Here is a 13303-nt window from a genome sequence, read left to right on the forward strand (position 1 = left end):
TGGGATTGCTTCGTCACTCCGTTCCTCGCAATGACACCTTCCGGAGATCCTCGACGAACCGCGCGTACTCCTCCGCCTGCCGCGCTTCGGGCACTCGGAGGAGATACGACGGATGCACCGTCACCAGCACCTGCGTGTCGTCCGACACGCGCATCAAAGACCCGCGATTCTTCTGTACCGCCGTCGGACGTCCGAGCACCGAGTGCGCCGCCGTCGCACCCATGGCGACGATCAGGCGCGGCTGGACCAGCGCGATCTCGCGTTCCAGCCATGGCCGGCACGCTTCGATCTCCTGTTGCGCGGGCGTCTTGTGGATGCGCCGCCGGCCGCGCGGCTCGAACTTGAAGTGCTTCACCGCGTTCGTCACGTAGACGGCCGCGCGTTCGATACCTGCCTGCGCGAGCCCGCGATCGAAGAGCCGGCCCGCGGGACCGACGAACGGCCGGCCGGCGAGATCCTCCTGGTCGCCCGGCTGCTCGCCGACGAACATCACCGAAGCGTTTTCGGATCCTTCGCCGAACACCGTCTGTGTCGCTTTCTTGCACAGCGCACACGCAGTGCAGCGCCTCGCGGCGCGCGCGATCGTGGCGAGCGAGTCGAGGTCGTGCTCGGCGACGTCAGCGGCATGCGCCGGCGCGCGCAAGCGCGGAGTCGACGCGGGCTCCTCGATCATGCGCTGTGTCGCGCGCGGCGCCGAGGCAATTAGCGACGTGATGAGCCCGGCCTCCGGCAGATTGCGCCAGTACCTGGCAGGCATGTGCGCGCGCATCGTGTCGGTCTTCAGGCGCGCGGGATTGAAGATGCTCGCGTAGTAGGTGCGCCACAGGCTTTCCAGCGCGTCGCCGTCGGGCGCGTCCGCGCGCTCGGCGCCGGGGCCGAAGCGCAACGCATCGCCGTCCCAGTGCGCGCTCACGCGCGGCGTGAGGATCGAGAACCTCATCGCGGCGAAGCGGCGCACGAAGAACGGTGCGGCCGCTTCGAGCGTGTGATGCACGGGCTCGAACCACGCGACGTAGACCGGGCCGTCGTCGGTCGGCACTTCGCGAAAGCGCACGAACGCATGCGTCTTGTGGATCTCGCGCGAGACCGCGTCTTCCATGGCGCGTGCTCGCGCCACGTCGGCGTCGCTCGCGACGTCCATCAGCTTCGGCTCGGCGCGCAACCGCCAGAGCAGACGGTAGAGCAGGGCGAAACGTGCGGGATCGCTGTGCAGGATCGCGCGCCGGGCGAGCGACAGGTAGGACCGGGGGACTTTGAAACCGGGGTCAGACCCCGAAACAACGGGGTCTGACCCCAAGACGGGGTCTGACCCCAGCAGCGTCGCTGCGCCGCCGACCACCCAGTCGACGTCCTCCGGGCGCGCCGCGTCCGCGACCAGCGACCGCGCCGCGTCTCGCCAGCCGTCGAAGTCGATCTCGCTCGCCAGCCGGACGAGCCGCATCAGAACAATGCGAGCTGCTCGGTGCGCCGCGCGCTGCCGGCGAGCTTCTCGCTGTCGAGCGCGCTGTACGCGCGATGGTCCGCCGTCACCACGAACGGCAGCGCTTTCGACAGCGGCACCTTCAGCCGCGCGAGGTCGTCGCTGCGGATCGCGCGCACGCGCCGGGCTTTGAGGATGCGCGCCACCGTGCGCGTGCCGAATCCGGGCACGCGCAGCAGCATCTCTCTGTCCGCGCGGTTGACGTCGACCGGAAAGCGCTCGCGATGCGCGAGCGCCCAGGCGAGCTTGGGATCGATGTCGAGGTCGAGCATGCCGTCTTCGGCGACGACGATCTCGCTCGAGCCGAAGCCGTAGAAGCGCATCAGCCAGTCCGCCTGATACAGCCGGTGCTCGCGCACGAGCGGCGGCGCCTTCAGAGGCAGCGCGGCGTTGGAATCGGGAATCGGGCTGAACGCCGAGTAATACACTCGCTTCAGCTTGTAGGCGCCGTACAGGTTCGCGCTGGTCTCGATGATCGCGCGGTCGTCGCTCGCGTCGGCGCCGACGATCATCTGAGTGCTCTGTCCGGCCGGCGTGAAAACGGGCGGTTTTTGCTTCGCCTTTTTCGCATCCTCGCGCTCGTCGAGCCGCACGCGCACGCGCGCCATCGAGCGGCGGATCGCACCGGCGTCTTTTTCGGGCGCGAGCCGCGTGAGGCCCGCTTCGGTCGGCAGCTCGATGTTGATGCTCAGGCGGTCGGCGTAGCGCCCGGCCTCGGCGATGAGCTCCGGGCTCGCGTCGGGTATGGTCTTCAGATGGATGTAGCCGCGGAAGTGATGTTCCTCGCGCAAGGAGCGCGCGACGCGTATCACCTCCTCCATCGTGTAATCGGGGCTTCTGATGATTCCGGAGGAAAGAAACAAACCTTCGATATAGTTGCGGCGGTAGAAGTCGAGCGTGAGCTTGACGAGCTCCGGCACGGTGAAGCGTGCGCGAGGGACGTTGCTCGAGATGCGGTTGACGCAATACAGGCAGTCGTAGGTGCAGAAGTTGGTGAGCAGCACCTTGAGGAGCGAGATGCAGCGGCCGTCGGGCGCGTAGCTGTGGCAGATGCCCATGCCCTCGGTCGAGCCGATGCCTTTGCCGTCGGCAGAATCGCGCTTCGAGGTGCCGCTGGACGCGCAACTGGCGTCGTACTTGGCGGCGTCGGCGAGGACGGTGAGCTTGCGGGCGAGGTCCATCGGGAGGCATTACAGCGGCGAGGCTGTATAATCATACAGGAGTCTGGCGGCGTGGCAAGAGTGGGCGTGATAGGCGCGGGCCTCATGGGTACCGCGGTGACGAAGCGGCTGGTCGCGGCGGGATTCGAAGTGCTGGCATACGACGTCGACGCGGACAAGCGCCGCGCGATCGAAGCCGCGGGCGCGCAAGCGCAATCGACCGCCGGCCTGGTGATCGCAGGGTGCGAGATCAGCGTGCTCTGCGTGTTCAACACCGATCAGGTGGAGACGGTGATCGCGGGGCCGGGCGGCGGCGTGGACGCGATCGCGCAGGGCGGCACCGGCGCGCGCGTCTTCGTCGTCACGAGCACGTGCGATCCGGAACGACTCGCGGCGCTGGCGCGGCGCGTGTCACCCGAAGGCGCGCGCGTCGTCGAAGCGCCGATCTCGGGAACGAGCCGCCAGGTCGCGAACGGCGACGGTGTGTTCCTGATCGGCGGCGAGCGCGAGCACGTCGAGCGCGCCTCGGCGGTGCTCGACGCGATCTGCCCGAAGCGTCATTACCTGGGCGCGGCCGGCAACGGCTCGCGCGCCAAGCTCGCGGTGAACCTCATCCTCGGTCTCAATCGGGCGGCGCTCGCGGAAGGCCTGGTGTTCGCGCAGGCGCTCGGCCTCGACCCGGTCGCGTTCCTGAACGTCGCGCGCGGCTCCGCGGCGTACTCGCAGGTGATGGACGTCAAGGGCGAGCTCATGGCCAGGCGCGAGTTCACCCAGCCGCAGAGCCGCATCGATCAGAGCCTGAAGGACTTCACGCTGATGCTCGAGCAGGCGCACGCGAAGCACCAGGGGTTGCCTTTCGCGTCGGTGTACGTGCGCATGCTCGAAGACTGCATCGCCAACGGCGAAGGGGAGTGGGACAACGCGGCGATCGCGGCGGCGATCGCGAGACTGCGTGCGCCGTGACGTCGGCGTTTGCCCGTAGGATGCGCGCTAGCGCGTCGCTAAAAAGGCGCGGTGCGCTCGCGCGCACCCTACGTTACTTCGTGGAGCGTATAGAGAGGTCGAGCCCCCGCAGCAGCGGCAGCACGACGTCGATCGTCGGGGTCTTGACCCCCGCCTCGCGTGCGAAGGCCTGCATCTGTCCCAAGTGCGACTCGACTTCCACGGACCGGTTCAGCAGGACGTCCTGAAGCATCGACGGCGTCGACATCGGCCCCGGCGTCACGCGCGCCGCGGCCTTCTCCGGGTCGATGTCCTTGCGCAGGTCCCATCCCATCGCGGCCGCGACCTCGAGCGACTCGCGCATGATCGCGATGCCGACCTCCTTCAGGCCAGGATTGCTCCAGGTGTCGTAGTGGCCGCGCCGCGTGAGCGCCGCGATCGAGTTGCCCGGCGCGTTGTTCATGAGCTTGCGCCAGATGTCTGCACGGATATCCGCCGTGGTCTCGGCAGGCAGGCCCGACTGGTCGAACAGATCGACCACCGCCTGCGCACGCGCCGTCTGCCGGTCGTTCGGCTCGCCGATCACGAAACGGTTGCCGCCGATGTGCAGGATCACGCCGGGGCTCACCACTTCGTTGGGCGAATAGACGACGCAGCCCAGCGAGCGCTCGCGCAGCCGGTTCCACAGCCCGCCTTCGGGGTCGAGCAGCGGCAGGGCGCCCTTCGAGTTGCGCTTGCCGATGTTCCACCACCACGTAAGGCCGTTCAGGGGAAAAAGCGCGACGCCGTCCGGCGCCAGCAGCTTCTCGATGGTCTCGGCCAGCGCCGGCACGGCATGCGCTTTCACCGTGACGATCACGAGATCCTGCTTCGGGAGCGAAGACGGATCGTCGGTCGCGGCCGCAGGCTCGCCGACGATCTCTTCCCTGCCCGACTTCAGCGTGATGCCGTTCCTGCGGATCGCTTCGAGCTGCGCGCCGCGCGCGATCACCGACACCTCGCAGTGACCGGCATGGGCAAGCCGCGCCGCGAGGTGGCCGCCGACGGCGCCGGCGCCTAGTACGCAGACTTTCATCCGTTATCCCTAAGCAGTGAGCTGCTTGACCACCTGATCGACGTATTTGAGCGTCAGCTCCCGCATCTCGTCAGCCTTGAGATTGCTGATCGGGTGCGGCAGCTCGACGTAAGGATGGCCTTCCATCCCCTTGCCCTTGAACTGGAACACGCACGCGTTGGTGAACGCCTGCGTGATGATGACGGTCGCCGGGATGCCGCGTTTCTCGAGCTCTATGGTGTCGTGCACACTGCACAACGTGCAGGACCCTCATCCGCCGACGGCCGCGATCGCGACCTCGACCTCCTGCGCCATCTCGTCGATGATCGAGGCGACCGCGGGCTTGGAGTAATGCTCCTTGCGCATCAGCACCACGCGCGCCACGCCGTGCTGCTCGCGCAGCGCGTCGCCGATCGTCTTCAGGATCACCTCGCCCTGCTCCTTGGTGTTGTCGAGCAGGCCGACGACCTTGCCGGCGAGGTCCATCGGCCGCGGCGCGGCCGCGATCTTCGCCTTTCCGCCGCCGGCGGTGGGGTCGATCCAGGGTAATGCTTCGCTCATTGCTGCTCCTTTTTCGCAGGGTGCGTGCTAACGCACCGCTAATCGATCGGTGCGCTCGCGCGCACCCTACGGTTACGCGTCGTACTTTCCATGCACCGCCCGGCTGCCCCCGCTCCACCCGTGACAGATCGCCGTGCACGGTCCCCAGCCGCCCGCGACGAGGAGCTGGAGGTCCTTGGGATCCTTGATCGCCGGGATGAACTGCTCGTCGTCGTCGGGATCGACGCGGATGGGGAACTGCAGCGCGCGCTCGCGCCGCCAGTTGCCGCCGTCCTTCAGGTCTTTCACCTTGCGCCCGGCGAGCCGGCAGAGCTCCGCGTGCACGTCCGCGCGCGACAGGCCGCCCTTGGCGCAGATCGTCGCGTGCTGGGGTCCCATCACCACGACCATGTCCGATTGCGCGTGCATGTTCCACGAGCCCATCGCGACCATCGAATCGGCGATGCCGTTCAACAGCCGCTTCGGTTCCTGCGAGACATCGTCGAAGCACAGCCGCGGGCTCTCCACCATCGCGCACGTGATCACGTTCTCGTCCGAACCGTAACCTTTCGAGACCGCGAGCGTCTCCCACGGGCTCTTCTCGACGTTCTCGCCGATGCACGCGGTGTAGCGCATCGGCGTCGCGAAGATCGTCGCCGAGCCGATGCCGGGTATGCCGCCGCCGAGGTTGAGCATCATGAGGCGGATGGCGCGGCCTATGGTGGCGTTCGCGCGGAACGAGGGCCCGAAGCAGCCGTTGCCGCCGTGGATGCCGATCTTCTGCGCGTACGGGCCGTTGACGATCATCAACGGCGCCACGCCGTGCATCGTGCCCTGCACCCCGTTCATGTTGAATTTTTCGAGCAGCATGAGCTCGAGCGCGCCGAGCACGACCGGAAGATATTCGGGCTTGCAGCCGGCCATCAGCGCGTGGATCGCGACGGTGCGCACCGTCGCCGGCTCCATCGCCGGCGGGACGTTGCCGATCACCTCGTCCGGATCGCGTCGGGTCGCGGCGAGGAAGCGCTCCAGCCGCGCTTCGGTGGGCGTCACGACGGGCAGGCCGTCGGACCATTGTTTGTCGAGAAAGAATTCGAATTCGTCAATCATCGTTGGCCATCATCTCGTAGGATGCGCGCGAGCGCATCGCGCCTTTAGCGGTGCGTTCGCACGCACCCTACGGTCATTCGGTTCGATACGTTCCATGCACCGAGCGGCTGCCGCCGCCCCACCCGTGACACACTGCGGTGAGCGGTCCCCATCCTCCGGCGACGATGAGATGCAGGTCGCGCTCGTCCTTGATCACCGGCACGAAGCGCGCTTCGTCGGCCGGATCGACACCCAGCTTCTGCGCGCGCTCGACGCGCCAGTTGCCGCCGCGCTTCATGTCGCGCACCGCGAGCCCGGCGAGCTCGCGCAGGCGCCGGTGCACGTCGGCGCGGCTCATGCCCGCCCTCGCGCAGATCGTCGCGTGCTCCGGGCTCATCGCCACGACCATGTCGGAGCGCACGTGCATGTTCCACGAGCCGAGCGCGGTCATCGAATCGGCGATGCCGGTCAGCAGGCGCTCGGGCTCCTGGTTCGCGTCGTCGTAGCACAGGCGCGGGCTCTCGACCATCGCGCAGGTGATCACGTCGTCTTCCGCCGAATAGCCGCGCGAGACCGCGAGCGTCTCCCACGGCGTCTTGTCCAGGTTCTCGGTCAGGCACGCGGTGTAGCGCAGCGGTGTGGCGAACACCGTGGCCGATGCCACACCCGGTATGCCGCCGCCGAGGTTGGTCAGCATGAGGCGTATGGCACGGCCGATGGTCGCGTTGGCGCGAAAACCCGGTCCGAAGCACCCGTTGCCGCCGTGCAGCCCGATCTTCCGCGCGTACGGACCGTTGACGATCATCAGCGGCGCGACGCCGTGCATCGTGCCCTGCACGCCGTTGAGATTGAACTCGGTCTTCAACATGATCTCGACCGCACCGATCACCACCGGCAGGTACTCGGGCTTGCACCCCGCCATCAGCGCGTGGATCGCGATCGTGCGCACCGTCGTGGGCTCGCCCGCCGGCGGGATGTGGCCGACGAGCTCGCCGGGCGCACGCTTCGTCCCCGACAGCATGCGCGTCAAGCGCGCCTCGGTCGGCGTGACGACCGGAAGGCCGTCCGACCATTGCTTGTCGAGGAAGAATTCGAACTCGTCGATCATTCCGGATTGATCTTCGCCGCCTTGATCACCTTCGCGTACTTCGCGGTCTCGCTGCGGATGAATGCCGCGAACTCCTCCGGCGTGTTGCTGTGCGGCTGGGTGCCGAGCTTGACGAGCGCCGCCGCGTTCTTCGGGTTCGCGACCGCCGCGACGATCTCCTTGTGCAGCCGGGTCACGATCTCCTTCGGCGTGCCCGCGGGAACCAGCAGGCCGTACCACTGCGTCACTTCGTAGCCCGGCAGCAGCTCGGCCATCGTCGGCAGGTTCTGCATCGAGCGCTTCGGGCCGGTCGTCGCGAGCGCGCGCAGCTTGCCGGCGTCGATGTGCGGCACGACCGACGGGCCGCTGCCGAACATCATCTGCGATTCGCCGGTGAGGATCGCCACCGCCGCGGGGCCGTTGCCTTTGTAAGGCACGTGCAGGATGTTCACTTTCGCGAGCAGGTTGATGAGCTCGCCCGCGAGATGCGGCCCGCCCAGGTTGCCGCTCGACGCGTAGGTCAGCGCGCCCGGTTTGGCGCGCGCCAGCGCGATCAGCTCTTTCACGTTCTTCGCGGGGAGCGAAGGGTGCACGGTCAGGATGTAGTCCGAAGTCGCGACGAGCGAGAGCGGCTGGAAGTCCTTGAGCGGGTCGTAGGCGAGCTTCAGGCCCGAGCCGGGAAGGATCGCGAGCGGCGCCACGTTGCCGAGCACGATCGTGTAACCGTCGGGCGGAGATTTCGCCGCGAGCTCGGTGCCGATGCGCCCGCTCGCGCCGCCCCGGCTGTCGACGACGACCTGCTGGCCCATCTGCTCGCCGAGCGACTGCGCGATGATGCGCGCGGTCGCATCGGTGCCGCCGCCGGGCGGATACGGCGAGATCAGCCGCACCGGTTTGCTGGGGTAGGCCTGCGCGCACGCGAGCTGCACTGCGCAGCACGAGAGCGCGACACAAAACAATCCTCTCAACATCTTCATCCTCCTGCGGAGCCTGGTTTTTGGACGGGCCGGCGGGACGCGCACGCTCGTAGGCGCGCGCGAGGGTGGGACTGCGGCTTCTGCGGCCGCTCGTTCAGCCTTCGATCGGGTGCTCGGCCGCCTTGGCGGTCGATCAGCCTTCGAGATGGTTCTCGGGCGCCGCGGTCCAGACGTTGAAAGCCGGTCGCGCGACGATCTCTTTATACCATCGATCGATATTCGGGAACGACGGGCATTCCAGGGCGAAGAGGCGCCAGCGGTGCACGCGCAGGCCCACCGCGATGTCGCCGTAGGTGAAGCGCTCGCCGCACATGTAGCGCGTGCGCGAGAGCTGCTCTTCCATGATGGACAGGCGCTTCACGAAGTCCGTCCGCGCCTTTTCGAGCGCCTGCGCATCGCGCTTGTCTTCCGGCAAGCGGATGAGGTGCATCGCCATCTCGTGCTGCGGCGGCAGCAGCTCGTTGTTCTCCCAGTCGAGCCAGCGGCTTGCCGACGCGAAGGTGCGGACGTCGTTCCCGTAGAGGAGGTCGGGCGCGTACTGCATCGCGAGGTAGCGCACGATCGAGTTCGATTCCCACAGCACGAAGCCGTTGTCGTCGATCGTGGGCACGCGGCCGTTCGGATTCATCGCACGGTATTCCTGCGTATCCACGAGCCCGAAAGGCTTGTTGCCTTTCGAGACGTGGCCGCCCGGACCCATGACGCCGCTCGCCAGGACGAGGTCGAAAGGAAGGTCGATCTCCGCGAGCGTCCACAGTACTTTCTGCGTGCGGCCGGAGGTGGGGCGGCCCCATAGCTTCAGCATCAGCCGCGCCCCGCGTAGGGCATCTTGGTCGCCATCACCATCAGGTGATAGATGTTCACGTCGAGCGGCTGGTTCGCCATGAAGAGCACCGAGCGTGCGACGTCCTCGACGTCGATCATCGGCTCGACCTTGATCTCGCCGTTCGGCTGCTTCACGCCCTTGGACATGCGCGCCGCGAGCTCGGTCATCGCGTTGCCGACGTCGACCTGGCAGCACGCGATGTCGTGCTTGCGGCCGTCGAGCGAGATGGTGCGCGTGAGACCGGTGATCGCGTGCTTGGAGGCGGTGTACGGCGCCGAGTCCGGCCGCGGCGCGTGCGCCGAGATCGAGCCGTTGTTGATGATGCGGCCGCCCCTGGGATCCTGGTCCTTCATCATGCGAAAGGCCGCCTGCGCGCAGAGGAAGCTGCCGGTGAGGTTGGTGTCGACGACCGCTTTCCAGCGCTCGTACGGAAGCTCGTCGAACGGCACGCCGGGCGCGTTCTGGCCGGCGTTGTTGAACAGCGCGTCGATGCGGCCGAACTTCGATTTGACCGTGTCGAACAGCGCCTGCACCGACGCGGGATCGGCGACGTCGGTGGGCACGCCGATCGCGCGCTCCGCGCCCGCGCCCGCGGCCTTGACCGCTTCGTCGAGCATCTCCTTGCGCCGTCCGACGAACACGACGCGCCAGCCGTCGCGCACGAACGCGAGCGCGGTCGCTTTGCCGATTCCGGTGCCTGCGCCGGTTACCACTGCGACTTTGTCGCTCATGCTCCCTCCCTCGTGTTGGTTGTCAACGGCGTCCCGCGTAAGCGTTGAGATCCGCCACCTGCTTCACAGTCTGTTCCGCGGCCCGGTACGCGTCGAGCGCTTTCGCCGCCGCGCCCTTGACCAGACTGTCTTCGATCAGCGGCAGCTTGTCGACCAGCGGCACCACCTTCCATTGCGAAGCCGGAAACGATTCGAGCAGCATGCGATACGCGTCGACCGCCAGCCGATAGTCGCGGAGATCCTTGTCCGCGGCTTGCTTGAGGCGCACCGCTTCGGCCGGCCAGCCGGCGGCGCCGCGGTCGGCCTTCATGTGCGCGGCGAGCGCCCTGTAGCTCGCGTCGAGCGCGGCGCTGCTCTTCTGGATCTCGACCGCGCGCCGGCCGATCTCACGCGCGGTCACGAGATAGTCGTCGGCGGCGTCGGCGAGGGGCGTGAACGAGGCGGTGTTCATCCGTCTCAGCGTCGCCGCGTAGCCTTCGAGCGCGGTCGCGTGCGCTTCGAAGTCGATCTGCGTCGGCGTGCCGGGCTGGGCCTCGACCACCGCGCGCACGCGCACGGCGGCGTCCTCGACCATCGTGATCACGTGAGTGCGGCGCGAATACTTCTCGTAGGCGAGATAGCTTCCGACGGCGAGGACGAGCGCGGCGACGAAGACCGCGGCGATGCGTAGCTTGTTCTGCATGAACCGCCGATGGTACCTAGGGCGGCGGGGTAGCGTAAACCGGTTAATATGAACCGATGAAAGCGATGCGGCTGAAAGCGGCGAAGACGCCGCTCGCGCTCGAAGAGGTCGCCGATCCGGTTCCCGGGCCCGGCGAAGCCGTCGCGCGCGTGCTCGCGTGCGGCGCGGGGCTCACCATCCATCACGCGCGCGCCGGACGCATCGAGGTCGATTACCCGCGCATCCTCGGCCACGAGATCGCCGGCGAGATCGTCGCGGTGGGCCGCGGCGTCACGAACCTGAAAGCGGGCGACGGCGTCACCGCGTATTTCTATCTCACGTGCGGCGAGTGTCGCTGGTGCCGCGTGAACCGCGAGACGCTCTGCGACGACTTCCGCGGTTACGTCGGGCGCGAGATCGACGGCGGCTACGCCGAGTACATCAAGCTGCCCGCGAACACCTTCATTCCGATTCCCGAAGGCCTCGACTGGCGCGCCCATCCCGCGGAAGCGGGCGTGGTGTGCGACGCGATCGCCACCCCGGTGAAAGTCATCCGCAAGGCGCGCCTCGCGCCCACCGATACCGTCGCGGTGTTCGGCGCGGGCGGGGGCTTAGGCGTGCACATGCTGCAGGTCGCGCGCTGGGCGCACGCGCGCCGCGTGATCGCGGTGGAAGTCGCGCCGTCCAAGCGCCAGGCGTGCCTCGACGCGGGCGCCGATGCGTTCGTCGACGCGTCGCAAGGCGACGTCGCCGAGCAGTTGATGGACGCGACACGCGGCAAGGGGATCGACGTCGCGATCGATTTCGTCAGCGCCGCGGCGACGCTGGAAGCGGGCTTTGCGGCGCTCGGCAAAGGCGGTCGCCTCGTGACGCTCGGAGGCAATTCGGGCAGCTTCACCGCCAATCCTTCGCAGATGCTGAGAAAAGAGCTCGAGCTCCTCGGCAGCCGTTATGCGACCAGGGCGGAGGTCGCCGAATCGCTGGAGCTCGTCGCACGCCGCGAGCTGTGGCCCATCGTTCCAGAGAAAGTGCCGCTCGCCGAAGCGGAGGCCGTGCACCAGCGGCTCGAGCAGGGGCTGGTCACGGGCCGCGCAGCGCTGATGATGTGAGTGAATCCGTAGGCTGCGCTAGCCGCGAGGCCGCGTAACGCCAGAGAGGCCGCACGTCGGCTATACGTAAGGCTCGGCTTCGAAGTGCGCAACACGGATGCCTTTCGCTACGATATCTTGGCTCGCGATCGCGAAGGCTAGAGTCGGCACCAGCGAGCTTCGAGTCGCAACATTCGCCAGCGCAACCGCCGTGCACGGCACGGCGCACCGTGTAGTGATGAAGCGAGCTCTCGGGGCGGCGAAAGGGCGCTGACGCGCCTTCAACGGCGCGGTGCGCTTGCGCGCGCCCTAGGTCCAAGCTACGCCGAAGCCGAACAGCGGACTTAAGCGTTCGCCGCGGCCTGGAGGGGCAGGGGCGGGGTGCTGGTGACGACGCAATTGCGGCCGCGGGCCTTCGCGGCGTAGAGCGCTTCGTCGGCTCGGCCGAGCAGCATCTCGAGCGTCGCGAGGTGCTCGCCGCTCTCGCCCGCGATGCCGACGCTCACGGTCACGCGCACCTTGTCGTTGGCGGGACAGAGCGCCGCGTCGGAAACTTCCTCGCGGATACGCTCGGCGAGCGCGATCGCCGCGGGCTCGGAGGTGCCGGGCAGCAGCACCACGAACTCTTCCCCGCCGTAGCGCGCCAGCAGGTCTTCCTTGCGCAGGCAACTGCGCGCGAGCCTGGCGAACCCCGCCAGCACGTCGTCGCCCGACAGGTGGCCGTGGGTGTCGTTGATGCGCTTGAAATGGTCGAGGTCGAGGAGGAGCAGCGACACCGCGCCGCGGCTGCGGCGGGCGCGCGAGAGCAGCGGCTCGGCAAGCTCCTTGAAGGTGCGGCGGTTGTAGACGCCGGTCAGCCCGTCGGTGGTCGCAAGCTCGTGCTTCTCGCGGTCGCCGCGCTCCTTGTGCATGAGCAGGAAAGCGAAAGACGAGGCGATCGTCACCGCGTAGAACGCGAGGAGCGATACGCCCGGCGCGGGTCGCGGACCGAAGGTCGGCAGGATCGCTTCCGGCTCGAACCAGGCCGTGAACGCGAGCCAGAAAAGTCCCGCCGCCATCACGAAGAAGCTGCCGGCGAGCAGGAGCCGGGTGCGCTTCTCGGCGGAGACGCGGTAGTACAGGAGCCCCGCTCCGGTGGCGAATTGTGCGAGCCCGAAGCCCAGACCGCACACCGCCAGCCGCGCGCGCGGATCCCGCACGTAAATGACCACCACCAGGAAGGCGATGACCGCCGGCCCGTAGAGCAGCCAGCGCGGCGTCGTCTTGCCGTGGAATTCGAGCAGCGCGCTCACCTGGAGCGACCAGCAGTAGACCAGGAAGGCGGTCGCGACCGCGATCGAGATGAAGTCCGGGACGTCGTTGCGCGAGAGGACCAGCAGCCACGAGAAACCCTGGACGATGAGCGAGCCCGTCCACGGGCCCAGCCCCGCCTGGAAGCGCCCGGCGAACGTGATCCACATCGCGCCGGCCATCAGCAGGTTGCTGACGATCAGTACGAGGAGGAGGGTCTGGGTATCGAGCGTCGGCACTGCGTCGATCGTCCGGGTCCGTTGGTTGTCCCTGAAGCACGCGGCGGGCCGGAAATATCGCTCCCGGAGCCCGGTGTGAATGCCTTTTAGCGGCCGTCGCGCCGCGATCTTTAGTCCGTTGCCCCGAATCGCAGGAATG

The 13303-nt window shown here is 67.8% G+C and carries 14 protein-coding genes; 2 read left to right on the forward strand and 12 right to left on the reverse strand.

The window, feature by feature from the left end:
* Positions 1-13 precede the first annotated feature (13 nt).
* Together VHP37_10000 and VHP37_10005 are read right to left on the reverse strand one after the other, a co-directional pair.
* On the reverse strand, positions 14-1441 hold the full coding sequence (locus tag VHP37_10000; GenBank protein HEX2826666.1) for a UdgX family uracil-DNA binding protein: 1428 nt from the start codon (positions 1439-1441) through the stop codon (positions 14-16).
* Complete coding sequence (locus VHP37_10005; GenBank protein ID HEX2826667.1) at positions 1441-2661, reverse strand: putative DNA modification/repair radical SAM protein; 1221 nt, start codon at positions 2659-2661, stop codon at positions 1441-1443. Before VHP37_10005 ends, VHP37_10000 begins: the two co-directional genes overlap by 1 nt.
* A gap of 51 nt (positions 2662-2712) precedes the next feature.
* Between VHP37_10005 and VHP37_10010 the strand changes: the two genes are divergently transcribed.
* On the forward strand, positions 2713-3603 hold the full coding sequence (locus VHP37_10010) for an NAD(P)-dependent oxidoreductase (GenBank protein ID HEX2826668.1): 891 nt from the start codon (positions 2713-2715) through the stop codon (positions 3601-3603).
* Between the two features lie 73 nt (positions 3604-3676).
* On the opposite strand, the gene VHP37_10015 is transcribed toward VHP37_10010, so the two are convergent.
* The 9 genes from VHP37_10015 to VHP37_10055 form a co-directional block, all read right to left on the reverse strand.
* Positions 3677-4657 carry a 2-dehydropantoate 2-reductase gene (locus VHP37_10015; GenBank protein ID HEX2826669.1) on the reverse strand — a complete coding sequence of 327 codons (981 nt, stop codon included), beginning with the start codon at positions 4655-4657 and terminating at the stop codon, positions 3677-3679.
* Between the two features lie 9 nt (positions 4658-4666).
* Positions 4667-4885, reverse strand: coding sequence for a hypothetical protein (locus tag VHP37_10020; GenBank protein ID HEX2826670.1), 219 nt, complete (start codon positions 4883-4885; stop codon positions 4667-4669).
* Between the two features lie 21 nt (positions 4886-4906).
* Positions 4907-5197, reverse strand: coding sequence for a hypothetical protein (locus tag VHP37_10025; GenBank protein HEX2826671.1), 291 nt, complete (start codon positions 5195-5197; stop codon positions 4907-4909).
* A gap of 72 nt (positions 5198-5269) precedes the next feature.
* Positions 5270-6286: a hypothetical protein gene (locus VHP37_10030; GenBank protein ID HEX2826672.1), complete on the reverse strand. Its 1017-nt coding sequence runs from the start codon at positions 6284-6286 to the stop codon at positions 5270-5272.
* A 73-nt stretch (positions 6287-6359) separates the two neighbouring features.
* Complete coding sequence (locus tag VHP37_10035; GenBank protein HEX2826673.1) at positions 6360-7373, reverse strand: hypothetical protein; 1014 nt, start codon at positions 7371-7373, stop codon at positions 6360-6362.
* Positions 7370-8323: a tripartite tricarboxylate transporter substrate binding protein gene (locus VHP37_10040; protein HEX2826674.1), complete on the reverse strand. Its 954-nt coding sequence runs from the start codon at positions 8321-8323 to the stop codon at positions 7370-7372. Before VHP37_10040 ends, VHP37_10035 begins: the two co-directional genes overlap by 4 nt.
* A 139-nt stretch (positions 8324-8462) precedes the next feature.
* The gene (locus tag VHP37_10045; protein HEX2826675.1) at positions 8463-9134 is read right to left on the reverse strand and encodes a glutathione S-transferase family protein; all 672 of its coding nucleotides are present in this window, start codon (positions 9132-9134) and stop codon (positions 8463-8465) included.
* Positions 9134-9886 carry an SDR family oxidoreductase gene (locus VHP37_10050; GenBank protein ID HEX2826676.1) on the reverse strand — a complete coding sequence of 251 codons (753 nt, stop codon included), beginning with the start codon at positions 9884-9886 and terminating at the stop codon, positions 9134-9136. Before VHP37_10050 ends, VHP37_10045 begins: the two co-directional genes overlap by 1 nt.
* A gap of 22 nt (positions 9887-9908) precedes the next feature.
* Entirely contained in the window at positions 9909-10568 is a 660-nt protein-coding gene (locus tag VHP37_10055; GenBank protein ID HEX2826677.1) for a hypothetical protein, read from the reverse strand.
* Between the two features lie 56 nt (positions 10569-10624).
* Here VHP37_10055 and VHP37_10060 point away from each other — a divergent pair, with 56 nt between their 5' ends.
* Positions 10625-11656: a zinc-binding dehydrogenase gene (locus VHP37_10060; protein HEX2826678.1), complete on the forward strand. Its 1032-nt coding sequence runs from the start codon at positions 10625-10627 to the stop codon at positions 11654-11656.
* A gap of 323 nt (positions 11657-11979) precedes the next feature.
* Here VHP37_10060 and VHP37_10065 read toward each other — a convergent pair whose 3' ends face one another.
* Positions 11980-13164 (reverse strand): GGDEF domain-containing protein, encoded by a 1185-nt coding sequence (locus VHP37_10065; GenBank protein HEX2826679.1) that lies wholly within the window; start codon positions 13162-13164, stop codon positions 11980-11982.
* Positions 13165-13303 lie beyond the last annotated feature (139 nt).

The organism is Burkholderiales bacterium (assembly GCA_036262035.1).
In the GTDB taxonomy this organism is placed as follows: Bacteria; Pseudomonadota; Gammaproteobacteria; order Burkholderiales; family SG8-41; genus JAQGMV01.

Coding starts and splice junctions, on each gene's coding strand:
- VHP37_10060 (HEX2826678.1), top strand. CDS start 10,625: ATGAAAGCGATGCGGCTGAAAGCGGCGAAGACGCCGCTCGCGCTCGAA.
- VHP37_10040 (HEX2826674.1), bottom strand. CDS start 8,323: ATGTTGAGAGGATTGTTTTGTGTCGCGCTCTCGTGCTGCGCAGTGCAG.
- VHP37_10005 (HEX2826667.1), bottom strand. CDS start 2,661: ATGGACCTCGCCCGCAAGCTCACCGTCCTCGCCGACGCCGCCAAGTAC.
- VHP37_10000 (HEX2826666.1), bottom strand. CDS start 1,441: ATGCGGCTCGTCCGGCTGGCGAGCGAGATCGACTTCGACGGCTGGCGA.
- VHP37_10045 (HEX2826675.1), bottom strand. CDS start 9,134: ATGCTGAAGCTATGGGGCCGCCCCACCTCCGGCCGCACGCAGAAAGTA.
- VHP37_10050 (HEX2826676.1), bottom strand. CDS start 9,886: ATGAGCGACAAAGTCGCAGTGGTAACCGGCGCAGGCACCGGAATCGGC.
- VHP37_10025 (HEX2826671.1), bottom strand. CDS start 5,197: ATGAGCGAAGCATTACCCTGGATCGACCCCACCGCCGGCGGCGGAAAG.
- VHP37_10035 (HEX2826673.1), bottom strand. CDS start 7,373: ATGATCGACGAGTTCGAATTCTTCCTCGACAAGCAATGGTCGGACGGC.
- VHP37_10055 (HEX2826677.1), bottom strand. CDS start 10,568: ATGCAGAACAAGCTACGCATCGCCGCGGTCTTCGTCGCCGCGCTCGTC.
- VHP37_10015 (HEX2826669.1), bottom strand. CDS start 4,657: ATGAAAGTCTGCGTACTAGGCGCCGGCGCCGTCGGCGGCCACCTCGCG.
- VHP37_10030 (HEX2826672.1), bottom strand. CDS start 6,286: ATGATTGACGAATTCGAATTCTTTCTCGACAAACAATGGTCCGACGGC.